24 protein-coding genes are annotated in these 22,202 nt (G+C 72.2%); 8 read left to right on the top strand and 16 right to left on the bottom strand.

Annotated elements, in window-relative coordinates:
- Window positions 1–62: 62 nt before the first annotated feature.
- The gene (locus tag K4G59_RS18175) at window positions 63–1,547 is read right to left on the bottom strand and encodes a S8 family serine peptidase (RefSeq protein WP_231252475.1); all 1,485 of its coding nucleotides are present in this window, start codon (window positions 1,545–1,547) and stop codon (window positions 63–65) included.
- A 105-nt stretch (window positions 1,548–1,652) separates the two neighbouring features.
- Between K4G59_RS18175 and K4G59_RS18170 the strand changes: the two genes are divergently transcribed.
- Together K4G59_RS18170 and K4G59_RS18165 are read left to right on the top strand one after the other, a co-directional pair.
- Window positions 1,653–3,011: an ABC1 kinase family protein gene (locus K4G59_RS18170; RefSeq protein WP_231252474.1), complete on the top strand. Its 1,359-nt coding sequence runs from the start codon at window positions 1,653–1,655 to the stop codon at window positions 3,009–3,011.
- A gap of 105 nt (window positions 3,012–3,116) precedes the next feature.
- Window positions 3,117–3,533 (top strand): nuclear transport factor 2 family protein, encoded by a 417-nt coding sequence (locus K4G59_RS18165; protein WP_231252473.1) that lies wholly within the window; start codon window positions 3,117–3,119, stop codon window positions 3,531–3,533.
- Between the two features lie 4 nt (window positions 3,534–3,537).
- Here the strand turns inward: K4G59_RS18165 and K4G59_RS18160 are convergent, their stop codons facing one another.
- From K4G59_RS18160 to K4G59_RS18150, 3 genes are read right to left on the bottom strand one after another with little or no spacing between them, the layout of a single operon-like run.
- A complete protein-coding gene (locus tag K4G59_RS18160) occupies window positions 3,538–5,604 on the bottom strand; it encodes a vWA domain-containing protein (RefSeq protein WP_231252472.1) in 2,067 nt (688 codons plus the stop codon).
- Window positions 5,601–6,152, bottom strand: coding sequence for a GNAT family N-acetyltransferase (locus K4G59_RS18155; RefSeq protein ID WP_231252471.1), 552 nt, complete (start codon window positions 6,150–6,152; stop codon window positions 5,601–5,603). The genes K4G59_RS18160 and K4G59_RS18155 overlap by 4 nt, the downstream gene beginning before the upstream one ends.
- The gene (locus tag K4G59_RS18150; protein ID WP_231252554.1) at window positions 6,145–7,569 is read right to left on the bottom strand and encodes a sigma 54-interacting transcriptional regulator; all 1,425 of its coding nucleotides are present in this window, start codon (window positions 7,567–7,569) and stop codon (window positions 6,145–6,147) included. The genes K4G59_RS18155 and K4G59_RS18150 overlap by 8 nt, the downstream gene beginning before the upstream one ends.
- Before the next feature lie 158 nt (window positions 7,570–7,727).
- Between K4G59_RS18150 and K4G59_RS18145 the strand changes: the two genes are divergently transcribed.
- Both K4G59_RS18145 and K4G59_RS18140 read left to right on the top strand, forming a co-directional pair.
- A complete protein-coding gene (locus K4G59_RS18145; RefSeq protein ID WP_231252470.1) occupies window positions 7,728–8,171 on the top strand; it encodes a pyridoxamine 5'-phosphate oxidase family protein in 444 nt (147 codons plus the stop codon).
- Window positions 8,172–8,211: 40 nt separating this feature from the next.
- Window positions 8,212–9,783 (top strand): GAF domain-containing sensor histidine kinase, encoded by a 1,572-nt coding sequence (locus K4G59_RS18140; RefSeq protein ID WP_231252469.1) that lies wholly within the window; start codon window positions 8,212–8,214, stop codon window positions 9,781–9,783.
- 66 nt (window positions 9,784–9,849) lie between these two features.
- On the opposite strand, the gene K4G59_RS18135 is transcribed toward K4G59_RS18140, so the two are convergent.
- Both K4G59_RS18135 and K4G59_RS18130 read right to left on the bottom strand, forming a co-directional pair.
- On the bottom strand, window positions 9,850–10,464 hold the full coding sequence (locus K4G59_RS18135; protein ID WP_231252468.1) for a hypothetical protein: 615 nt from the start codon (window positions 10,462–10,464) through the stop codon (window positions 9,850–9,852).
- Window positions 10,465–10,546: 82 nt separating this feature from the next.
- Window positions 10,547–11,206, bottom strand: a complete 660-nt coding sequence (locus K4G59_RS18130) for a response regulator (RefSeq protein WP_231252467.1) — start codon at window positions 11,204–11,206, stop codon at window positions 10,547–10,549.
- A gap of 105 nt (window positions 11,207–11,311) precedes the next feature.
- Between K4G59_RS18130 and K4G59_RS18125 the strand changes: the two genes are divergently transcribed.
- Window positions 11,312–11,695 carry a VOC family protein gene (locus K4G59_RS18125; RefSeq protein ID WP_231252466.1) on the top strand — a complete coding sequence of 128 codons (384 nt, stop codon included), beginning with the start codon at window positions 11,312–11,314 and terminating at the stop codon, window positions 11,693–11,695.
- Between the two features lie 4 nt (window positions 11,696–11,699).
- On the opposite strand, the gene K4G59_RS18120 is transcribed toward K4G59_RS18125, so the two are convergent.
- Together K4G59_RS18120 and abmR are read right to left on the bottom strand one after the other, a co-directional pair.
- Window positions 11,700–12,236 carry a DinB family protein gene (locus tag K4G59_RS18120; protein WP_231252465.1) on the bottom strand — a complete coding sequence of 179 codons (537 nt, stop codon included), beginning with the start codon at window positions 12,234–12,236 and terminating at the stop codon, window positions 11,700–11,702.
- Window positions 12,237–12,254: 18 nt separating this feature from the next.
- Window positions 12,255–12,794: an ATP-binding transcription factor AbmR gene (abmR, locus tag K4G59_RS18115; RefSeq protein ID WP_231252464.1), complete on the bottom strand. Its 540-nt coding sequence runs from the start codon at window positions 12,792–12,794 to the stop codon at window positions 12,255–12,257.
- Window positions 12,795–12,842: 48 nt separating this feature from the next.
- On the opposite strand from abmR, the gene K4G59_RS18110 reads away from it, so the two are divergent.
- Entirely contained in the window at window positions 12,843–13,193 is a 351-nt protein-coding gene (locus K4G59_RS18110; protein WP_308189433.1) for a YchJ family protein, read from the top strand.
- Here the strand turns inward: K4G59_RS18110 and K4G59_RS18105 are convergent.
- The 5 genes from K4G59_RS18105 to K4G59_RS18085 are packed head-to-tail and all read right to left on the bottom strand — an operon-like array spanning window position 13,186 to window position 17,461.
- Window positions 13,186–13,815 carry a YigZ family protein gene (locus K4G59_RS18105; RefSeq protein ID WP_231252463.1) on the bottom strand — a complete coding sequence of 210 codons (630 nt, stop codon included), beginning with the start codon at window positions 13,813–13,815 and terminating at the stop codon, window positions 13,186–13,188. The two genes, K4G59_RS18110 and K4G59_RS18105, sit on opposite strands and share 8 nt — an antisense overlap.
- The gene (locus K4G59_RS18100; RefSeq protein WP_231252462.1) at window positions 13,812–14,825 is read right to left on the bottom strand and encodes a YihY/virulence factor BrkB family protein; all 1,014 of its coding nucleotides are present in this window, start codon (window positions 14,823–14,825) and stop codon (window positions 13,812–13,814) included. The genes K4G59_RS18105 and K4G59_RS18100 overlap by 4 nt, the downstream gene beginning before the upstream one ends.
- A 35-nt stretch (window positions 14,826–14,860) precedes the next feature.
- A complete protein-coding gene (locus K4G59_RS18095) occupies window positions 14,861–15,640 on the bottom strand; it encodes a TSUP family transporter (RefSeq protein WP_231252461.1) in 780 nt (259 codons plus the stop codon).
- Window position 15,641: 1 nt separating this feature from the next.
- Window positions 15,642–16,055, bottom strand: a complete 414-nt coding sequence (locus tag K4G59_RS18090) for a lipoprotein (protein ID WP_231252460.1) — start codon at window positions 16,053–16,055, stop codon at window positions 15,642–15,644.
- Window positions 16,052–17,461, bottom strand: a complete 1,410-nt coding sequence (locus K4G59_RS18085; protein WP_231252459.1) for a cystathionine beta-synthase — start codon at window positions 17,459–17,461, stop codon at window positions 16,052–16,054. The genes K4G59_RS18090 and K4G59_RS18085 overlap by 4 nt, the downstream gene beginning before the upstream one ends.
- 62 nt (window positions 17,462–17,523) lie before the next feature.
- Here K4G59_RS18085 and K4G59_RS18080 point away from each other — a divergent pair, with 62 nt between their 5' ends.
- Window positions 17,524–18,585 (top strand): SGNH/GDSL hydrolase family protein, encoded by a 1,062-nt coding sequence (locus tag K4G59_RS18080; protein WP_231252458.1) that lies wholly within the window; start codon window positions 17,524–17,526, stop codon window positions 18,583–18,585.
- A gap of 74 nt (window positions 18,586–18,659) precedes the next feature.
- On the opposite strand, the gene K4G59_RS18075 is transcribed toward K4G59_RS18080, so the two are convergent.
- The gene (locus K4G59_RS18075) at window positions 18,660–19,544 is read right to left on the bottom strand and encodes a Bax inhibitor-1/YccA family protein (protein WP_231252457.1); all 885 of its coding nucleotides are present in this window, start codon (window positions 19,542–19,544) and stop codon (window positions 18,660–18,662) included.
- On the opposite strand from K4G59_RS18075, the gene K4G59_RS20700 reads away from it, so the two are divergent.
- The gene (locus K4G59_RS20700; RefSeq protein ID WP_372461837.1) at window positions 19,525–20,253 is read left to right on the top strand and encodes an SdpI family protein; all 729 of its coding nucleotides are present in this window, start codon (window positions 19,525–19,527) and stop codon (window positions 20,251–20,253) included. The two genes, K4G59_RS18075 and K4G59_RS20700, sit on opposite strands and share 20 nt — an antisense overlap.
- On the opposite strand, the gene K4G59_RS18070 is transcribed toward K4G59_RS20700, so the two are convergent.
- Both K4G59_RS18070 and K4G59_RS18065 read right to left on the bottom strand, forming a co-directional pair.
- A complete protein-coding gene (locus K4G59_RS18070) occupies window positions 20,187–20,486 on the bottom strand; it encodes a thioredoxin family protein (protein WP_231252456.1) in 300 nt (99 codons plus the stop codon). The genes K4G59_RS20700 and K4G59_RS18070 overlap by 67 nt on opposite strands.
- A 184-nt stretch (window positions 20,487–20,670) precedes the next feature.
- Window positions 20,671–22,038, bottom strand: a complete 1,368-nt coding sequence (locus K4G59_RS18065; protein WP_231252455.1) for an HNH endonuclease — start codon at window positions 22,036–22,038, stop codon at window positions 20,671–20,673.
- Window positions 22,039–22,202 lie beyond the last annotated feature (164 nt).

Here is a 22,202-nt window from a genome sequence, read left to right as displayed (position 1 = left end):
CACCGCGCCCCTGTTGCGCAGTGTCCCTCCCCTGGAGAGGGTCTGTGGTCAGCCCCGGTGGGTCACCCGAGGGCTGCGACGGCGGCCACGACGTCGACGAGGCCGTGGCCCTTGTCGTACGACGTGGTGCCGGGCGAGCCGGCCTCGTAGGCCGCGCCGTCGGCGTACTTGTGCGCCGAGACCTTCAGCGCCCGCTCGATCTCGCCCGGCGTCGCGGACGGGTCGGCCTGGAAGAGCTGCGCCACGATGCCCGCGATGTGCGGGGCTGCCATCGACGTGCCACTGATGGTGTTGAAGGTGCCGAGGTCGAGCGCGCCCGGACCGTTGCGGAAGTCGAGGCCGGTCGAGCAGATCGCGAGGTAGAGCCGGCACGAGGAGGTGATGTTCTCGCCGGGCGCCGAGATGTCCGGCCACGTGGAGGCGTCGGACGACAGGCCGCGCGAGCTGTACTCCGAGACGACGCCCTCACGGGTGCCGGTGTCCTGGTCGTAGTAGGAGGCGACCGACAAGATGCCGCCGGTCGGGTCCTGGCCGGGCGGGTTGGTCAGGCTCGTCGAGCCGTCGCCCCCGTCGTTGCCCGCCGCCCAGACGGTCACGACGCCCTCCGCTGCCAGCGCGCGCTGGAGCTTCACGGTCGCGGACTCGGGGTCGAACTCGCCGCCGCCGGTGGGGCCGTAGGAGTTGTTGGTGACCTTGATGGGCGGGCAGGTGGTCGCGGGGACCCCGGGGCCGCACGGCGCCTCGTGGTTCTCCAGCACCCAGTTGAGGGCGGAGTCGGCGCCGAGGATCACGATGCCCGCGCCGGTCGAGACGGACACCAGCTTGGCGCCGGGTGCGGCGCCCTGGAGCGTGCCGCCGTCGGTCAGCGTGGTCGGCCGGCCGGCGACGATGCCGCTGACGTGGGTGCCGTGGCCGCCGACGGAGAGGGTGTCGGTGTCGATGACGCCGGGGAGCCGCTGGACCGAGCAGGTCTCGGTGAGCGGCTCGCACAGCGCCTTGAGGTTGGCGACGACGGCGCTCGAGCCGTCGGCCTCCTTGAAGTAGGGGTGCGTCGGGTCGACCCCGGAGTCGATGACCGCAACGCTGACGCCCTGGCCGGTGAGGGCGGTGCCGTCGGCGCCGGTCAGCGTGGCGGCGGCCTCGACGCCGCGAGTGGCGGTGTTGGAGGTCTCGGCCACGTCCTGGCTGAAGAACTCGATCGGCTGCGCCCCGCCCTCGACGTAGGTCACGCCGGGTGCGCTGCGCACGGCCTGGACCTGGCTCCTGGTCGCGTTGGCGATGACCACGCCGATCGAGGCGAACTCGCCCTTCTTCGTCATGCCCGCGGCCGCGACGGCGTCACGCGCAGCCGCGAGCGAGGTGCCGTGCACCATCACGGTGGTGCGGCCGGACAGTGTCGTCAGCTGGCGGGCGAGGAAGTCGGACACGTCGGCCTGGGCCGTGTTCGCGCCGGCCGGGTCGGCCGCCGAGGCGGTGCCGCCGAAGGCGAAGGTCGCCGAGGCGGCCAGGACGCTCGCCGCGCAGGCGAGAAGGGGCTTGTGACGCACGGGGTCCTCCCGAGATTGGAGTGTGGTTGCTCCGTCAACGAGGCACCGTGGCCCGGGTCACGGCGGAGGGACACCCGGGTTTGGCGGACCGACGACAATGGCCCCATGACCGAGCTCCCCCGCAAGGCCGCCGCGCGCACAGCCCGGCTCGCAGCCCTCCCACTGGGCTACGCCGGACGACAGGCCATGGGCTTCGGCAAGCGGCTGGGCGGCAGGTCCGCGGAGTCGGTGCTCACCGACGTGCAGCAGCGCACGGCCGAGCAGCTGTTCCGGACGCTGGGCGAGCTCAAGGGCGGGGCGATGAAGTTCGGCCAGGCGCTGAGCGTCCTCGAGGCCGCGCTGCCGGAGGACGTCGCCGCCCCCTACCGCGAGCACCTCACCGCGCTCCAGGACTCCGCCCCGCCGATGCCGACCGCGACCGTGCGGCAGCAGCTCGCCACCCATCTCGGCGCCGACTGGGCCGAGCGCCTGGTGTGGCTCGACGGCGCGCCCACGGCTGCCGCCTCCATCGGGCAGGTGCACCGGGGCCGGTGGCTCGACCACACGACGGGCGAGGAGCGCGAGGTCGCGGTCAAGGTGCAGTACCCCGGCGCCGGCGAGGCGTTGATGAGCGACCTGCGCCAGATCTCCCGGCTGGCCCGCGGGGTCGCGCCCGTCTTCCCGGGCCTCGACATCAAGCCGCTCGTGGCCGAGCTGCAGGCGCGGGCGGCCGACGAGCTCGACTACCACCTCGAGGCGGAGGCGCAGTCGGCGTACGCCGAGGCGTTCGAGGGACACCCGGACATCGCCGTCCCGCCGGTGGTCGCCGTCGGTGGCGAGGTGCTGGTGACCGAGTGGATGGACTCCGCCCACTCGCTCGCCCACGTCATCCGGGAGGGGACGCAGGAGGAGCGCGACCACTACGGCGAGCTCTTCGTGCGGTTCCTCTTCGAGGGCCCCCGGCTCACCGGCATGCTCCACGCGGACCCGCACCCCGGCAACTTCCGGGTCCTGCCCGGTCCCGACGGCGGCCTCGGCCGGCTCGGCGTGCTCGACTTCGGCGCCGTGGCCCGCCTCGAGGACGGCGGCATGCCACCGGCCACCGGTCGGCTCATGCGGATCGCGCTCGACGCCGACGAGGAGTCACTCGTGGCCGGGCTGCGCGCCGAGGGCTTCATCAAGGAGCGCATCGAGGTCGACGCGCGCCAGGTCATGGACTACCTCGCGCCCTTCGTCGAGCCGGCCGCCCTGGAGCGCTTCACCTTCACGCGGGAGTGGATGCGCGAGCAGTTCGAGCGCGTCAACGACCCGCGGTCGGAGGAGTTCACGCTCGCGATGAAGCTCAACCTGCCCACGTCCTACCTCCTCATCCACCGGACCTGGATCGGCGCCATCGGCCTGCTCAGCCAGCTGGGGGCGACCGCGCCCTTCCGCGAGATCCTCGAGGAGTCGCTGCCGGGGTTCGCCGAGGCTGAGCCCGCGTAGTCCACCGGGAAGTGGTTGTCCCGAGGACCGGCCGACGACCAGATGCCGGTGGACTACCCCGGCGCCGGGGAGTGGGGAGGCCCCGCGGGTGGCACGATGGCGGCCATGGATGCCCCCACCCCGGCCGAGCAGGCGCTGGCCCGCTGGCACGCCGTCGTCGAGAGCCGCGACCCGGCAGGCCTGCCGGGGCTCGTCGCCGAGGACGCGGTCTTCCGCAGCCCGGCGGTCCACACCCCGCAGGTCGGGCGCGACACCGTCGTGGGTTACCTCACCGCCGCCTTCACCGTCCTCGGCCCGGAGCTGACCTACGAGCGCGAGTGGCTGGGCGAGGACTCGGCGGTGCTGCAGTTCCGCACCGAGGTCGGCGGCCTCGACGTCTTCGGCATCGACATGATCACGTGGGACGTCGACGGTCAGATCGTCGACTTCACCGTGATGGTGCGCCCCGCCAGGGCGCTCCAGGCCGTGATCGAGCACATGGGCGCCGAGCTGCTGCGGATGCTCGAGGCCGCGGGCCACTGATCCGCTAGACCCAGAAGCCGCGCCCGCCGCCCCAGTCGCCGAAGTGGTCGCGGTACGACGACGCGGGACCGCGCGAGCCGAGGTAGGACCCGACGACCGCGGCGCCGAGGTCGTCGAGCTCGGGGCTCACCATCCGGCCGTCGACCCGCCGGGCCATCGAGTCGATGAAGCGCGCCAGCCCGGGGTCCTCGCCGAGCCGGAAGAAGGTCACCTGCGCACCCAGCCGGGAGGCCGCGTCGAGCTCGCGCACCGCGTGGGAGATCGTCAGCGGGTGCGGCGGGTAGGAGAACCACACCTCGCCGTCGGCCTCGAGGTGCGCCGTGGGCTCGCCGTCGGTGACGACCAGCAGCACGGGCTGGGCGTTGGGGTGCTTGCGGAAGAAGCGGTTGGCCAGCAGCAGCCCGTGGTGCAGGTTGGTGCCCTTGTCCCAGCGTGCGTCGAGGCCCGTGAGCTCCTCGATCTCCATCACCTGGGCGTGGCGACCGAAGCCGATCAGCTGCAGGTCGTCGCCGCGGAAGCGGGAGCGTACGAGCTGGTGCAGCGCGAGCGCAGTGCGCTTCATCGGCACCCAGCGCCCGTCCATCGCCATCGAGAAGGACGTGTCGACCAGGAGCGCGACGGCCGCCTGGGTGCGCGCCTCGGTCTCGACGACCTCGATGTCGTCGACCTGGATCCGCAGTCTCGACACGCCGGCTCGTCCCTCGCCGGCTCCTCGACCGCCGAAGGACGAGGGATCGCGCAGCACCGCGTTGGTGATGGTGCGCGGCACGTCCCACGGCTCGGTGTACCCGAACTCCCACCGCCGGCTCGCACCGGACGGCTCGCCGGCGAGCCCGGTCGTACGTGTCTCGCGGGCGCCGGAGCGTCCGCTCATCCGCTCCGCCACGTCGCGCAGCAGCGCCTTGCCGAGCTGGCGCATCGCGCGCGGCGAGAGCCGCAGCTCGCCGTCGGAGCCGCGCTTGAGGTAGCCGCTGTCGCGCAGCGCCCGCTCGAGGTCCTGCAGGGTCTTTGCCGACACGGCTGCGTCGGCGCCGAGCTGCTGGGCGAGCGCGTCGAGGTCGACGTCGTCGAGCCGCGCGCCGCGGTGCGACTGGGCGAGCTGCTCGGCCAGGGCGTCGAGCTGGGCGAGGTCCTGGAGCGCACCCGTCCCGTCGCCGAGACCCAGGCCTGTCCCCGGTCCGCCCTCGAAGCTCTCCGACCCCGACCAGTCCTCACCGGGCCGGAGCGCCTGGAGGTTCGCGTCCATCCGGGCCAGCTGCTCCATCAGCTGCGGCGAGCCGAACGCCTGCTGCGAGAGCTCCATGAGCTCCTGGCGCTGCTCGGGTGTCATCGAGCTCATCATCCGCTGGGCCGCGGCCGCACGCTGGGCGAGGGTGTCGAGCAGCTCGTCCATGTCACGGGGGGTCCGCCCGTCGGAGTCCGCGAAGAAGTCCCCGTGCTTGTCCATGAAGTCACCGAACTCCTCGTCGGTGACGCCCCCGGCGGCGTGCTTCTCGAGCAGGTCGTTGAGGTCGGACAGCATCTCGCTGACGGCCGCGCGGTCCTCGTCGGTCGCGCCCTCCAGGGCCTGCTTCATGCCGGCGAAGCGCTGGTCCAGCAGCTCGCGGCCGAGCAGGTCCTTGATCGCCTCGAAGGCCTCGCGCGCCTCCGAGGACTGCCAGTCGTACGACGCCAGCTCGCTCACCGCGGCCGGCGTCGACGTCGGACCACCTTCGGGGTACGCAGAGTCGAGCACCAGCTCGCGGAAGGCCCGGTCGCCGTCGTCCATCGTGGTGTCGCGGGCGAGCTGCCCGCGCTCGGCCAGCACGGCCCTGTCGAGCAGCTCGCGGACCTCGCGCATCGTGCCGTCGAGGTTGTTGCGCCGGAGGATCTCTCGCCGGCGCTCCGCGACCCGCCGGGCGAGCTCGTCGAGGCCGGGCTGGTCGCTGCTGCCGCGACGCAGGAACTCCCGCATCGCGTGCTCGGGCGAGTAGCCGGCCATCACGTCCTGGCCGATCGCGTCCAGGGCCTCGGCGAGGTCGACGGGCGGGGCCAGCGGGTCGCCGCCGTCGTAGCGCGTGAAGCGACTCATCGCCCGGTCCGCCCCAGGCTCTTGCGGAGCCAGACGTCGTCGGGCCAGCGGCCGTCACTGACCCGCTCGACCTCGACGAAGCCCCGCGAGAGGTAGAAGTCGTACGCCTGGTCGTTGCCGTCCACGACCTCGAGCCACAGCTCGTCGCCCTCGACGAGCGCCTCGACCTCGGCGAGCAGCCGGCTGCCGATGCCGAGGCCCTGGTGGTCGGGATGGACGTAGAGCTTCCACATCACCTCGCGGTCGCCTGTGACGTGCGGATCGGTGACATGGGGGAAGGCGCGGTAGGAGCGCGAGAGCCGGCCGAGGTTGGCGAGCGCGACGACCTCCCCGTCGCGCTCGGCGACGAGGTGGGTGTTGCGCTCCAGGGACTTCTCGAAGATCTCGGGGATCCACCACTCGTCGAGCATCCGCTGGGCGTACGCCGCGTCGATGGGGCCGTAGGTCACGGGCACCACCGCCTCGCCGAGCGCGCGGAAGGCCGGGATGTCCGCGATCGTGCCGGGACGCAGCCGGACGGCGGACCCAGCCGCGGCTGAGTCACCCATAGACGGTCTCCCCCGCCTCGGTGTCCTTGCCGATCCTGCGGGCGAGGTAGAGCCCCTCGAGCGCGAGCTCCAGGGCGGCGGCGCGCTCGCCGTCGTTGGTGGCGCCGAGCCGGTCGCACACCTCGTCGTAGAGCTCGGACTCCCCGAGCACCGGCAGCCCTGCGAGAAAGTCGCGGGCGCCGACCCTGGCGCCCGTGCTGACCATCGCGCCGGCCTCGATGGCCTCGACGAGCAGGCGCAGGTCGATGCCGGCGAGGTGCGCGCGGACGGTCTCCGCCACGGCGGTGCGCAGCAGGTGGGTGAGGATCTCGGCCTCGCGACCCTCCTCGCCGGTCTCGAACTCGATCTTGCCGCCGAGCACGTCGACCGCGGTCTCCAGGTCGACCACGCGGGCGACCGCCTCGTCCTCGCGCTGGGTGGTCGCACGGTGCAGCGCCGCTGCCGCGATGGTCTCCGCGCCGGCGATCGCGAACCGGGCGCTGACGCCCGAGCGCTGGTCGACGGCCTGCGACTCGCGGAGCTGGCGGGTGAAGCGAGCCAACACCTCGAGCAGGTAGGCCGGCACCTCGGCGACGAGGTCGGCCTCCTGCCTCACGACGGCGATCTCGTCGGCGACCTCGCGCGGGTAGTGGGTGCGGATCTCGGCACCGAAGCGGTCCTTGAGCGGGGTGATGATGCGTCCGCGATTGGTGTAGTCCTCCGGGTTGGCGCTGGCCACCACGAGCACGTCGAGCGACAGCCGCAGCACGTAGCCGCGGATCTGGATGTCGCGCTCCTCCATCACGTTGAGCATCGCGACCTGGATCCGCTCGGCGAGGTCGGGCAGCTCGTTGATCGCGACGATGCCGCGGTGACTGCGCGGGATGAGGCCGAAGTGGATGGTCTCCGGGTCACCCAGGTGGCGCCCCTCCGCGACCTTCATCGGGTCGACGTCGCCGATCAGGTCGGCGACCGAGGTGTCCGGCGTCGCCAGCTTCTCGGCGTACCTCTCGTCGCGGTGGCGCCACGAGACGCGCAGGTCGTCGCCGTACGTCGCCACGGCCTGCTGCGACGTCACCGAGATCGGGTCGTAGGGGTGCTCGCCGAGCTCGGAGCCGGAGATGACCGGGCTCCACTCGTCGAGCAGCCCGACCAGCGAGCGCAGCAGCCGGGTCTTGCCCTGGCCGCGCTCACCGAGCAGCACGATGTCGTGTCCGGCGAGCAGCGCGCGCTCGACCTGCGGGATCACCGAGTCGGCGAAGCCGTGCAGGCCCGGCCACGGGTCCTCGCCGGCGCGCAGGCGCGCGAGGAGGTTGTCGCGGATCTCCTGGCGCAGCGGCTTGAGCTCGTGGCCGCTCGCGCGGAGCTCGCCGAGGGTGCTGGCTGCGGGGGCCTGCGTCTGGTGGGGCTGCGTCTGATCACTCTGGGGCTGCTGCAGGTCGGTCACGTCCTCCACGCTAGACCGGCGGGTCAACGTCGAGCGCGCTCGAAGCAGGCGGCCCAGCGGCGGACTCCGTCCCCTGCCCCTCGGGACCTTCGACCCTGCCCCCTGCCCCGGGCCCGGGCAAGGCTGGAGGTCCAGCTGAAGGAGGACCGATGACCACCACGACCCACGACCTCTCCCGGGAGGATTGTGCACGCCTGCTCACCGCCGGTGTCGCCGGCCGGGTGGCCATGGTCACTCCCACCGGTCCGCACATCGTCCCGGTGAACTACGCCGTCGACGGTGAGTCGATCCTGCTGCGCACCAGCGCCTACAGCCTGCTCGGGACCTACGGCCGTGACGCTTTGCTGTGCTTCGAGGTCGACCAGTTCGACTACGAGCTCAAGCGCGGCTGGAGCGTCGTGGTGCGCGGCCGGGCGTCGTTCGTCGACGACCAGGACGAGCTCGCCGAGATCGCCCGCACGTGGCAGCCGCGGCCGTGGGCCTCGGGCCAGCGCCACCTCGTCGTGCGCATCCCGTGGACCGAGATCACCGGGCGCCAGCTCGGCGGCGGCTGGGACCCCTGGGAGCACCTGCCCGTGCGCCGATTCGCCTGAGCGCTGACACCACGCCTCCGCGGAGGACAGACTGGGGCCCGTGACGCATCCCCAGACCCCTGACCTCGGAGCCGACGGCCGCCTGCTGCTGGAAGCCGTCACGGCGATCTCCAGCGACCTGGACCTGGCCAGCGTGCTGACCCGCATCGTCGAGGCCGCCACGGCGTTGACCGGGGCGCGCTACGGCGCCCTGGGCGTGTTGGGCAGCACCGGCCACCTCGTGGAGTTCGTCACCACGGGCCTCGACGAGCAGACCCGCGAGCTGATCGGCGACCTGCCGCACGGGCGCGGCATCCTCGGCGTCATCATCGACGACCCGTCGGGACTGCGTCTCGCCGACCTGTCGGCGCACCCCTCATCGGTCGGTTTCCCTCCCAACCACCCGCCGATGACGTCGTTCCTCGGCATGCCGGTGCGCATCCGCGGCACCGTCTTCGGCAACCTCTACCTCACCGAGAAGGCCGGCGGCGGGCCCTTCACCGAGGCCGACGAACGCCTCGTGGAGGAGCTGGCGCGCACCGCCGGCTACGTCATCAGCAACGCCCGGTCGTTCGCACTGAGCGAGCGCCGTCGCCAGTGGCTCGAGGCGTCCGCCGAGCTGTCCGAGCTGCTCCAGCCGCCGGTCGACCTGCCCAGCGCCCTCGACCAGATCGTGTCGACCGCGCGACAGGTCTCGCACGGGCAGGCCGTAGCCCTGTGGTCCTCGCGCGGCCCCGAGCACGACACCGTGAGCGTGGCCCCCGATGCCGATCCCGAGCAGATCGAGGAGCTGCTGGCCCGCGTCCGGCTGGACGCGACCCCGGTGGCGGGCGGGCCGGTGCACACCAGCACCATCGAGGGCGTGCCCGTCGTGGTCGTGCCGCTGCGCTCCCACCTCGCGCCCGTGACGGCACTGGTGGCCGTGACCAGGCCCGGGGCGGGGCTGCTCGACGTGCAGGACCGTGATCTCTTCGCCGGCTTCGCCGACCAGGTCGCGCTCTCCCTCGACCGCACCCAGGCGCTGGCCGACCGCCAGGAGCTGGCGCTCATCTCCGATCGCGAGCGGATCGCCCGCGACCTGCACGACGTGGTGATCCAGCGGCTCTTCGCCACCGGCCTCCAGCTCCAGGGCGTCGCCGCGATGGCCGGCGACGGCGCCGTCACCGAGCGGCTCGACAGCTCCGTGGCCGAGCTCGACGACACGATCAAGGCGATCCGCGGCACGATCTTCGAGCTCCAGGACCGCCGTGGCGACTCGTTGCGCGCGTCCGTGCGCCGCCTGGTCAAGGAGTACGTCCCGGTGCTGGGCTTCGCGCCGGTCGTGCGCACCTCCGGCCCGGTCGACACCGTCGTGCCGCCGACGGTCGGGACCCAGCTGCTCGCGGTGCTGCGCGAGGCGATCTCCAACGTCGCGCGGCACGCGCTGGCCGACAGCACCGAGGTCGACGTCTCGGTGACCTCCGTGCAGCTCGAGCTGCGGGTGGCCGACGACGGTGTCGGGCTGCCCGAGGAGGTCACCGAGAGCGGGCTGCGCAACGCACGCCGACGAGCCGCCGACCTCGGGGGCACCCTGGAGATCTCGCGGCTGGGCGATCGCGGGACAGTGCTGGTCTGGCGCGTCCCGCTGGTCTGAGCCGGGGCTCCGGACACGCCGAAGGGCCCGGCGCCGGGGAGGCGCCGGGCCCCTGGGGGCCTGGTGTCAGCGCAGGACGGGGTGGTTCTCGACCACCTCGGTGCGGTTCCACCAGTGACCCAGCCCCCACGTGGTGCCGGCCGCGCCGAGCGCGAGCACCGCCATCACGATGATGCCGACGAGGTGGTCGTCGACGACCGGGTTGTTCTCCAGCGGGAGCACGGCGGCGTACATGAAGGCGTACATCAGTGCGCCTGCCGCGGTGCCGATCCGCATGGCCACCCCGAGGAGGAGGGCGACGCCGATGCCGAGCAGGCCGAGCATGAACAGCCAGTCGACCACGGCGCTGCCGGCGAGACCGTTGAAGAAACCCTTGAACGGGTTGTTCTCCGGGATCGCGAAGGTGAGGAACCCTTCGGTGGGGCTCGCCCCGTTGATCCAGGCCGCGTCACCGAACCGGTCGAGGTTGCCCTCCTGGTCGTAGCCGGTGTGGAAGCCCAGCGCGAAGGTCTTGTCGAGGAACGCCCACAGGAAGGTGATCCCGAAGGCGATCCGCAGGGTGGCGAGGGCCCGGTCGAACCAGGGGCCTCGCGCGTCGTGGTCGGTGTGCGGCACGGCCCCGCCAGCTGCAGTGGCAGTGGTGGCGTCGGGCTCGTTGCGGTGACGATGGATGACGCTCATCGTCATCCCCTCCTTCGGTGGTGGGTGTTTCCGGGTCACCACCACAGTCGCGTGCGGCGCGGGCGCGCAGCAGGGCCTCCGGTCACCGTCCGGAGGGACCTTGGTCCCCCAGCAGCTTGGAGGCCAGCACCGCGGCCTGGGTGCGCCGTTCGAGACCGAGCTTGGCCAGGATGCTGGAGACGTAGTTCTTGACCGTCTTCTCGGCGAGGAACATCTGCTCGGCGATCTGCCGGTTGGTCAGGCCCTCGGCGATGTGGCCGAGCAGGATCCGCTCCTGGTCGGTCAGCGAGGCCAGCTCGTCCGGCGTGCTGGGGCCGCTGCGGATCCGCTCGAGGACGGTCGCGGTCATCGCCGGGTCGATCAGCGACTTCCCCGACGCCACGTGACGCACCGCGGTGACCAGGTCGGAGCTGCGGATCTCCTTGAGCACGTAGCCCGACGCGCCGGCCATGATCGCGGCGAAGAGCGCCTCGTCGTCGTCGTACGAGGTGAGGATGAGGGCGTTGATCGTCGGGTCGACGGCCCGCACCGCGCGGCACACCTCGATGCCTGAGCCGTCGGGCAGGCGGGCGTCGAGGACCGCCACGTGGGGCCGGAGCGCAGGGATCCGCGCCGTGGCCTCCGTGGCGCTGGCGGACTCGCCGACCACCTCGATGTCGTCCTGCTGCTCGAGCAGGAACCGGAGCCCCTGGCGTACGACGTCGTGGTCGTCGAGGAGGTAGACGCGGATCGTTTCGGGCATGTGGCACATTCCACCAGACATGCCGTCCGCGATGGGGAGATCGCACCCGGATCACCGGTCTGGATCACCGGTGCCGTCGCCGCGGATCGGGCGCACACTGGACAGATGTCGCTCACCCACCGCACGGTCGCGATGATGCTCCCGGTCACCGACGTCGACCGTGCCCGCACCTTCTACTCCGAGACCCTCGGTCTCGACTACACCGGCACCAACGACGAGGGCAGCGCGCTCTACGCGCTCGACGGCGGCACCACGCTCGTCCTGCTCCCCCGTCCCGACAGCGCCCCGTCCGCCAGCACGGCGATGAGCTTCGAGGTCGACGACATCACCTCCGAGATCGCCGACCTCGAGCAGCGCGGCGTCGTCTTCGAGGACTACGACCTGCCCGGGCTCACGACCGTCGACCACGTCTGCGTGCTGGGCTCCGAGAAGGCCGCGTGGTTCAAGGACCCGGCCGGCAACGTGCTCTGCCTGCACGAGCAGACCTGACGGCTCAGACGTCCGTCGCGCCGTCGATCGACTGGCGGATGAGGTCCGCGTGACCGGCGTGGCGGGCGTACTCCTCCACCATGTGCACCAGGACCCACCGCACGGTGACGGTCGGGCCCCGGGCCGGGTCGCGCGGCCGTGCGACCGGGCGGCCCGGGTCCGGGTCGGCGGCCAGCGTGGCGTCCAGGCACGCGTCCGAGCGCACGATCGCGGCGGCCAGCAGCGCGTCGAGGTCGGCGTGGGCCTCACCCGACGCGCTGTGCCAGTCCCAGTCCGGGTCGTCGTCCCACGGCGCGGTGTCCCACGGCGGGGCCGGGTCGTGGCCGGCGAGGTGGTGGGAGAACCAGTAGTCCTCGACGAAGGCGAGGTGCTTGAGCATGCCCCCGAGCGTGAGGTCGCTCGGCGCGAGCGACTGGTCGAGCTGCTCGTCGGAGAGTCCACTGGCCTGGAGCCGGATCGTGGCGCGGTAGTGGTCCAGGAAGCCGCGCAGCATCCCCACCTCGTCGGCGCTGTGGGGCGGGTCGGACCGCTCGATCGTCATGGACCCGAACCTAGTGCGTCAGAGCGCCGGGCCCTCACCGCGCAGCTTGTCGACCTCGGCCATCGCGTCCCGGAGCTGTCCCAGCCACTCGTCGGCGTGCTCCCCGACCAGCCGGACCGACCACGCGAGCGCGTCGGACCTCGACCGCGCGACCCCGGCGTCGACGAGGGTGTCGAGCACCCGTCGCTCGGGCTGGCGCAGGCGTGTCATGACCGGCGCGGCCACGTGGGTGAACAACACCTCGGTGTCGCCGAGCCGCACCCCCCACGAGACCTTGCGCTGGTAGCGCTCCTGCGCCTCCAGCGCGACCTCGATCCGCTCGGCGCGGGTCTCGGAGCGGAACCGGCTGATCCGGCCCTCCGCCTCCGCGCCGCTGGCGTCGTCGGCGGCGAGCGTGCCCACCACCAGGATCTCCTCGCGGTCGACGGTGACGTCGACCGCGCTGAACCATGCCTCGGGCAGGCGCCCGCGGAACCACTCGGACGCACTGCTCGCATCCGGCAGGTCGGCGACCTGCCACCCGCCGCGGCGACCGCGGCGGCTCTCGTCTGCTTTCATGCTTACATGATTACACCGCAACGCAAGCGACGTCGATAGGCTCACCCCGTGCTGACCACCCCCTGCCCGTGCGGCACCGGCGAGGCGTACGACGCCTGCTGCGCACCGCTGCTGGCGAACACCGCGCAGGCGACCTCTCCCGAACAGCTGATGCGCTCGCGCTACACCGCCAACGTCCGCGGCGACGCCGACCACCTGTTCCGGACCTGGCACCCGCGCACCCGTCCCGACGACGTCACGCCCGATCCGTGGACCCGGTGGACCGGGCTCCGGGTCCTGGCCGCGGAGGGCGACACGGTCGAGTTCGTGGCGTCCTTCGACGGCGGCTCGCTGCACGAGGCGAGCCGGTTCGCGCAGCGTGCCGGGCGGTGGGTCTACGTCGACGGTGACATCAGGTAGACAGGTCCACCCAGCGCTCCCCCACCGCCTCGGGCACCGAGGCGCCGCCCGTGGTCGCGGCGACCAGCTCCACGACGCGATCCACCTCGTCGGCCGGCGCGGCGAGCAGCAGCCGGACCCGGGCGTCGTACGTCGTCTCGAGGACCGTCACGCCCCGCGACCGCAGCTCGCCCTCCACCCGTCCCGCGTCCGCGTGGTCGAGGTCGAGCGCGAGCTCGGTGAGCAGCGCGCGGCGGAGCGTGCCTGCCTCGGCGAGCGCGGCGCGTACGGCGTCCCCGTAGGCACGCACCAGCCCGCCGGCGCCGAGCAGCGTCCCGCCGAACCACCGGGTGACCACGGCCGCGACGTCGCTGACCCCGGCGCCACGGAGCACGTCGAGCATCGGCGCCCCGGCCGTCCCGGCGGGCTCGCCGTCGTCGGAGGAGCGCTGGAACGCCCCGTCGGGGCCGAGCACGAAGGCCGAGCAGTGGTGCCGGGCGTCCCAGTGCTCGCGCCGCAGCGCTGCCACGAGCGCCCGGGCCTCGTCCTCGTCGGCGACGCGGCGCAGCGTGCACAGGAAGCGCGAGCCGCGGTCCTCCACCTCGCCGGTCGCGTCACGGGCGACGGTGAGGTAGCGCGTCACGCCGACCTGTCGGACGGCTCGTCGGGCTCCCGCTCGACCGGACCCGGCTCCCAGCGCACGACCACCTTCTCGAAGCCCTTGTGCCGCTGCATCCGGGCATAGAGGGCGTACGCCTCGCGATCGGCGTCGGTGAGCTGCACGTTGTCGGTGAAGGGGGTGAGCAGGGCCCGTGGCCACAGCCGCCGGGCGAGGACCACGTTGATCTCGGTCGCGAGCACCGCCATCACCGCACCGATCCAGAGGAAGCCGATGAGACCGAGGACCAGGCCGAAGGTGCTGGTCATCGACGAGGTGTTGACCAGCACCCGGTCGACGTAGGCGGCACCGCCGAGCTGGAGCAGCTGCCACAGCACGGCGAGGGTGTAGCCGCCCGGCGCCGCACGCCAGAACGAGTGCTGGCCGGTGGCGGCGAAGCGGAAGAGGTAGGTCAGTCCGGTGCCGACGACCAGCACCGTCAGCACCGGCAGGAGGGTCCTGAGACCGCCGCCGATGACGTCGGTGAACATGTCGGTGGTGCTGGCGATGGTGGAGACGATGGTGACGGCGAGCAGCGAGAGACCGGCGGTCAGGAGCAGCAGCAGCGTCTTGACGCGGGCGTAGAACGGGTTGGGCCGGCTGTTGCGCGGCACCGACCAGGCGACGTGCTGGGTGTTCTGCAGCGCCTGCCCCAGGCCCAGGGCGCCGTAGAGGGCGGCCAGACCACCGACCGCGACACCGGCGAACGAACCCTGGAGGCCGTCGGGCCGACCGAGCTCGTCGCCGATGATCGGGAACTGGGCGAGCGCGGAGTCGAGGATGGACTCCTGCCAGTTGGGCTCGCCGCGCAGGATGATGCCGAGGATCGACGTCCCGAGAAGCATCAGCGGGAAGATCGCGATGAAGGCGTAGTAGGTCAGCGCCGCCGCGAGGTAGGGACCTTGGTCGTCGAAGTACTTGTAGACCACCGCGAGGGGGAAGCCGAGGACGGGGTGCCGGCGCTGGAACGCGTCGACTGACCCCACTGCTCCCACGCAGGGAGGCTACCGCCTGGGTGAGTGGCGGCCGGTCACCACCAGCCGAGCAGGTCCGCGCCGATCCGCACCACGAAGCCGGACACGACGACCAGGAAGAACGCGCGCACGAACCTCGCGCCGCGCGCCATCGCCAGCCGGGCCCCGAGATAGCCGCCGGCGATGTTGGCCGCCGCCATCGGCAGGGCCAGCTGCCAGATCACCGCCCCCTGCGGGACGAAGACGACCAGCGCGGCCAGGTTGGTCGCCCAGTTGGCGAGCTTGGCCTTGGCCGAGGCCTCGAGGAAGTTGTAGCCCAGCAGCCCGACGAGGGCGAAGACGAGGAACGAGCCGGTGCCGGGACCGATGGCGCCGTCATAGAAGCCGATCGTCAGCCCGGTCAGCACGACGACCGTCAGGTGCCGGCTGCCGGCGAAGCGCAGGCTGGTCAGCTCGCCCACGCTCGGGCGGAACCAGACGTAGCCGCCGACCAGCACCAGCACGACCAGGATGATCGGGTCGAAGGCGCTGCGCGGCAGCAGCGAGGCCACCAGCGCGCCGCCCGCCGAGCCGACGAAGGCGGCACCCATCAGCGGCAGGAACGTCCGCGGGTCGGGGCGGATGCGCCGGACGTACGTCGCCGCGCTGATCGAGGTGCCGCAGAAGGACGCCAGCTTGTTGGTGGCCGCGATCTGGACGACCGAGGCCCCGGGCAGGCCGACGAGCAGGGCCGGCAGCTGGACCAGCCCCCCACCGCCGACCACGGCGTCGACGAAGCCAGCCACCAGGGCCGCGAGGACCAGGAAGCCGATGACCTCGCCCGAGAGGTCCCCCACGTCAGCGCACGAGCTCCTGGACGACCACGGCGTCGTACTCCTCGGGCATGACGGCGCTCAGACCCGGGCAGAGGAACTGCTGGGACTGGTCGGTGACCATGCTCGCGGCCGAGCAGCTCAGGGTCGCGACCGGCTCGCCGTCGGCGGAGAAGACCATCTCGAAGATGGCGGTCCGCTCCTCGTCGAGGGTGTTGGTGATCGTGCCCTTGACCTCGGGGGTGGTCACCTCCTCCATGTTGACCGCGCGGTCGATGCCGTTGATCTCCCAGCCGTCCTCGACGGTGAAGCCGTTCCACTCGAAGGCCTCGCCGACCTCGACCTCGACCGGGTCCGTGCTGGTGTTCACGTCGTCGCCGCACGCCGCGAGGGCGCCGAGGCAGCCCACGACGAGCAGCGCCCGCGTCAGGCGCTTCACGACGCCGCCACGAAGGTGAGGAGGTCCTGGCGGGTGAGCACACCGATCGGCTTGCCGTCCTCGTGGACCAGGACCGCGTCGGCCTTCTCCAGCAGGGAGACGGCGTCGGCGGCCGACTCGCTCGAGCCGACGGTCGGCAGGGGCGCGGACATGTGGTCCTCCACCTGGTCGGTCATCTTGGCGGTGCCGGTGAAGAGGGCGTCGAGCAGGGTCCGTTCGGACACCGACCCGGCGACCTCGGCGGCCACGATCGGCGGCTCGGCCCGCACGACCGGCATCTGCGAGACGCCGTACTCCTGCAGGATGTGGACGGCCTCGGCGATGGTCTCGCCGGGGTGGGTGTGCACCAGGTCGGGCAGCTGGCCGGACTTGCCGCGCAGCACCTCGCCGACCGTGCGGGAGTCGCCGTCGGCGCCGCTGGCGAAGCCGTACTGCGCGAGCCACTCGTCGTTGAAGATCTTGGTGAGGTAGCCGCGGCCCGAGTCGGGCAGCAGCACCACGATGACCGCGGACTCGCCCTCGGGCGTGCCGGCGAGCTCCTGCGCCACCTGGCGCGCGGCCCAGGCGGCCATGCCGCACGAGCCACCCACGAGCAGGGCCTCCTCACGGGCGAGGCGGCGGGTGAAGGCGAAGGAGTCGGCGTCGGAGACCTCGATGACGCGGTCGGCGACCCCGCGGTCGTAGGTGTCGGGCCAGAAGTCCTCGCCCACGCCCTCGACGAGGTAGGGGCGACCGGTGCCGCCGGAGTAGACCGAGCCGGCCGGGTCGGCGCCGATCACCTGGATGGCCGGGTTCTTCTCCTTGAGGTAGCGACCCACGCCGCTGATGGTGCCGCCGGTGCCCATGCCGCACACGAAGTGCGTGATGCGTCCCTCGGTCTGCTCCCAGATCTCCGGACCGGTGGTCTCGTAGTGCGAGCGCGGGTTGTGGGGGTTGGAGTACTGGTCCGGCTTCCACGCGCCGGGCGCGGAGGCGAGCCGGTCGCTGACGTTGTAGTAGGAGTCCGGGTGCTCGGGCGCGACCGCGGTCGGGCAGACCACGACCTCGGCACCGTAGGCCTTGAGCACGTTGCGCTTGTCGACGCTGACCTTGTCGGGGCAGACGAAGACGCACTGGTAGCCCTTCTGCTGCGCCACCATCGCCAGGCCGACGCCGGTGTTGCCGGAGGTGGGCTCCACGATCGTGCCGCCGGGCTGGAGCGCGCCGGAGGCCTCGGCCGCCTCGATCATCCGCGTCGCGATGCGGTCCTTCACCGACCCGCCGGGGTTGAGGTACTCGACCTTGGCGAGGACCAGCGGACCCCCCTCGGCGGTCGCGTCACCCCCCTCGGCGAGGTCGAGGGTGCGGCTGAGCCGGACCAGCGGGGTGTTGCCGATGAGGTCGAGGACGGAGTTCGCGTACTGCACCTGCTCAGGCTACCCATCCACCGCTCCGGAGCCCGCAACGCCGCTTGCGTAGCATCGTGGGCGTGGGGGCAACTGGAGCAGCACGCAAGCTGGCGTCGGCCGCCGCCCTGGGCGGGGGCGGACTGTCCGTGCTCGGGGCCGGGCTCTACGGAGTCCTGGTCGCCGAGGCGAGGTTCGCGCGCAGGGTGATCGGCGTGATCGGCGACGGCCCGCCGCCCGACGCGACCGGCTGGTACGGCCGCGGACGCCCCGGCCCGGCCATCCGCATCGCCCTGCTGGGCGACTCCAGCGCAGCCGGCTACGGCGTCGAGCGGGTGGAGGACACCCCCGGCGCCCACCTGGCCAGCAGCATCGCCGCCCAGGCCGACCGCCGCGTCCACCTGCGCTCGTTCGCCGTCGTCGGTGCCATGTCGAGCGCGCTGGCCGACCAGGTCGACACCGCGATCGCGACCCACCCCGACCTCGCCGTCGTGCTCATCGGGGCCAACGACGTCACCCACACCGTGCTGCCGTCCGCGTCGGTGCGCCACCTCGCCGAGGGCGTACGCCGCCTGCGCGAGGAGGGCATCCACGTCGTGGTCGGCACCTGCCCCGACCTCGGCACCATCCGGCCGATCCCGCCGCCGCTCAAGCAGGTGGCCCGTGAGTGGTCGCGCCGGCTGGCGGCCGCCCAGACGATCACCGTGGTGGAGAACGGCGGTCGCACGGTGTCCCTCGGCGACGTCCTGGGCCCGGAGTTCGACGCCGCACCCGCCGTGCTGTTCGGCCCGGACCGCTTCCACCCCTCCGCCGACGGCTACGAGCAGCTCGCCTCCGTGCTGGTCCCCTCCTGCCTCGCGGCGCTCGACCTGCTGCCCGAGGACGAGGTCCAGCCCGAGCCGCGGCGCCGCGAGGGCATCCTGCCCGTGGCGGCTGCGGCCGTGCGCGCCGCGCGTACGCCCGGCACCGAGGTCGACGGCACCGAGGTCGGCGGCAACCAGCGCGGCCTGCGCGGACGCTGGGTGGAGCTGCGCCACCGCCGCCGCCGTCCGTCCACGGACGCTGAGTCGCCGGACGAGAACGAGGAGCAGGACCAGGATCCCGACGCGGACGCAGCGATCGATCCCGTCCCCAGCCAGAGGTGAGCCGGACATGACTACGACCCGCCGAGCTGAGCTCGGCGGGCCGGAGTGTGGTTCAGGTGGTGACGATCAGCGGATCAGTCGCCACCGCGGATGATCGCGAGGATGCGGAGCAGGTTGGTGTAGATCCACACCAGGCTGACCGTGAGGCCGAAGGCCGCACGCCACGACTCGCGCTCCGGGAGACCGGCGGCGACGCCGTTCTCGACGAAGTCGAAGTCGAGGATCAGCATGAAGACACCGAGCACGAGGCCGGCGACGGCCATCAGCAGGCCGAGGGCACCGAAGCCGAAGAGGCCGGTGTTGATCCCGAAGAAGCTGAGCACCAGCGACAGCAGGCCGAGGCCCACCATGCCGAACATGCCGGCGATGACGAAGGTGCGGAACTTCTGGCCGACCTTGATGTCGAAGAACTTGTAGGCCGCGAGCGTGCCGACGAAGGCCGCGAACGTGCCGAGCACGGCCTGGGTCACGATCCCGTCGCCGAACTGGGCGTCGAAGAGCTTGCTGATCGCGCCGAGGGCCACACCCTCGATCGCCGCGAACGCCATCACGAGCGCCGGGCTGATCACCTTCTTGAACGAGTTCACCAGCGACAGGAGGAACGCGCCGCCGGCGCCAACGACGCCGAGCGTGGACGCGAGCGTCACGGCGTCGCTGTCGACGGTCGTGTTGCCGAGCGAGTCCGTCGTGATCATGTCGCCGATGGCCCACCACGTGGCGAACGCGGTGGCGAAGACCAGCGCGATCGAGATGGCGGTCTTCTGCACGACCGAGTCGACCGTCATCCGGCCCTGGTCGACCTGTCCGGGCGTGCCGGTGCCCCAGGTGGCGGGGTCGTTGGAGGTCTCGCCGTAGCCGGGGTAGGCGGCACCCCCACCGGCGTACGTCTGGTTGCCGTAGGCGTTCGAGGAGCGGTTGAACTCCTCGGAACGGTTGAAAATGGGATTGCTGCTCTTCATGGTCTCTCCTTGGAGGCCGCCCCTGTGTGTCCGGGGCTCCGACGCCGTCATGGTGACGGCACCTGTCGCGTCACACCACTCTAACCGGGGTGACACCAGTTCAAACGCGCACCGTGGGCCTGCTGTTCCCGCCACAGCAACTTCTCAGGTTGGGCGGTCCTGCTGCGAGAATGGGCGCGGTACGCCGACGGACTTGAGAGGACGGGCGATGGTGCTGGCACTGGTCGGTGCGTGGGGGCTGGTGACAGTCGCTGCGGCCATGTGGTTCGTCGCGGGGGCCGGCGAACGGGGCGACCTGTCGCGCAACGGCCTGGTCGGGATCCGTACGTCCGCGACGCGCGCCTCGGACCGCGCCTGGGAGGCCGGCCACCGTGCCACCTCCGGCCCCGCGCGCACGATGGCGCGCGTGGTCGTCGGCATCGCTGCGTTCGCTGCGAGGACGGGAATCCCGTCAGGCTTCTCGAGAAAGGCGACGTTCCGCATCCTTGTGCCCCGGACACACCCAGCGGAACAGGCTGAGGCCGGGACGTTGGCACCAGCAATCGTCTGCACAGTGACATCGCCTGGCGCCTGCGGCCTCCGCGACCTTGTTGCCCACGGCAAGCAGCACGTAGCCGCCGAGCAGGAACACCGCGGCTCGCCTCATGAGAGCGCGTCCACCAGCTGCGCCACGCTGGGCGACCCAGCCAGCCCGTGTGGGGTCGAATAGACCCGGCAAGCCAGGCCCACCCGCCCATCGCCGGTCGCGAACGGATCTTGTCCGTCCACCAGGATGGTCGGTGAACCGGTGAAGCCAACGGCGATTGCCTCTTGCTCAGTCTCTATCTCTCGCCGGTGCACCGTGAGGTCCTCGCGCGACACCAGCTCAGCAGCCTCGGCGATGCGCTCGTCGGCCACCGCCCAGTTCGGACATCCGTCGAAGTAGAGCAGCTCAACCTCCATGGCCTGACCCTCCTGCCTGCCCGGGGCCAGCGACCCTCGTCTCTTCAGTATCCACGGACGCCATCGCGCGGAGCTCGGCACGGCAGGACGTCGATCTGTGCCGGAGGAAGGCGCGGCAGTGCTGTCCGTCCGACCTCGGCCAGTTCCTGCTGTCCTTCGACGCTGAGACGCGCAAGAGCACCGGCTAGGACGCGAGGGTGAAGTTGCTGGCGAGCTGGCGCTCGGCCGGTGAGTAGTCGGTGGCCCCGGCTGGTCCTCCCGGGAGGGGTGGCGAGGTCGACCTGGTGATCCGGAGGTGCTCGGTGACGCCGTGGACCTCGTGGCGTGAGCGGGGAGGAAGGACCGGCACCCAGGAGGTCCAGCCGGGGGTCTCCTTCACGTAGTTGCAGCGCTCGCAGAGCCCTTGGCCGTTGACGGCAGAGGTGCGCCCGCCGTCGGCGTCCCGCTGGACATGGTCGAGGTGACGGATCACCGCATTGCAGCCAGGCGTGCGGCAGGTGCCGCCGTCGCGCAGGCGCAGCAGCTCGGCGAGGAGACCGTCGAAGCGGCGGCTGGAGGACTCCATCGCGACCAGCGACCGGCCGTCGGGAGCGGCGAAGAGGCGACGGAGCGTGGCCTTGGCGGCGGCGCTGGCACGGCGTACGAGATCGGTGCAGAGCGCAGCGGGCAGGAACCCCTCGCCGGGGATCAGGCCGGGCTCGGTGCCGGCGCCGAGGAGCGACTCGACGCCGATGACGAGGTTGACCCGCACCTGCGGGGACTCCACGGACGGATCGAGGCCGGTGACCCGCGCGGCGAGGACATCGGCGCGGACCTGTCCAGCGGTGCGCGGGTCGCCCTCCGCCCGGGCCGTCGCGACGGCGTCGTCCAGGCTCGCACGAACTCCAGCGAGGACCTCGAGCGGAAGCGTGGCGACCAGCTGGCCGGTGCCGTCGTCGAGGCGACGCGTGGTGACCCTGCGGTCGGCCCGCGCCCGGCGGTGGCGACCGGCCTCGGCGTCGGCGGCGGTGGTCTGGCAGGAGCGGCGCACGGCCTCGCGGATCCGGTGGTCGCCGAGCCCCGGGAGCCGGGGCTCGAGGTCGGCGTCCACGACGCGGCGCCGGGCAGGGTCGAGGTGGCCGACCTCGCGAGCGACCGCGAAGGCACGGTCCTCGGTGAGGTCTCCGCGGGCGAGCGCGGCACACGTGCACGGGAGGTCGTCACGCAGGCGTCGCGAGAGCAGCACCCGCTGCTCTCCGGCCCACGGGCTGGCGAGAGTCGCGAGGGCGACCTCGGCGCCGATCGACATCGCGCGTGGTGGCGTACGCCTGCCTCTCGTCTGGACCTGCTCGGCGTCGGCCTCATCGGCGAAGGCGGCGGTCACCGCCACCTGGGCGGCCGCGGCCGCGGCCTTGACCCGCTGCAGGGCCTCGAGCTGGTCGAGGAGGTCGGCCGGGAGGCCGGACGGGACGAGCCCGGCGAGGAGGTCGGCGAGGTCGTGCAGGTCGGAGGCCTGCCACGCAGCTCCCGCTCGGTCTGCTCCCACCGCTGCCTCCTTCCCCTCGTCGATCATGCGTTCGATCCTAGGGAAGGGGTCCGACAACGGTGCGTGTGATGTCTCAGGACATGGGTGACAGTTCTGTATCAGGACATCGGTGACAGTTCATGTCTCAGGACTTCGGTGACACTTCAGCGGTCTTGGGGCGGGGGCCAGGGCGTCGGCCGTTGCCGACGTAG

Source organism: Nocardioides furvisabuli (assembly GCF_021083185.1).
Classification (GTDB): Bacteria; Actinomycetota; Actinomycetes; order Propionibacteriales; family Nocardioidaceae; genus Nocardioides; species Nocardioides furvisabuli.
This window is presented reverse-complemented; position numbering and strand designations above follow the sequence as displayed.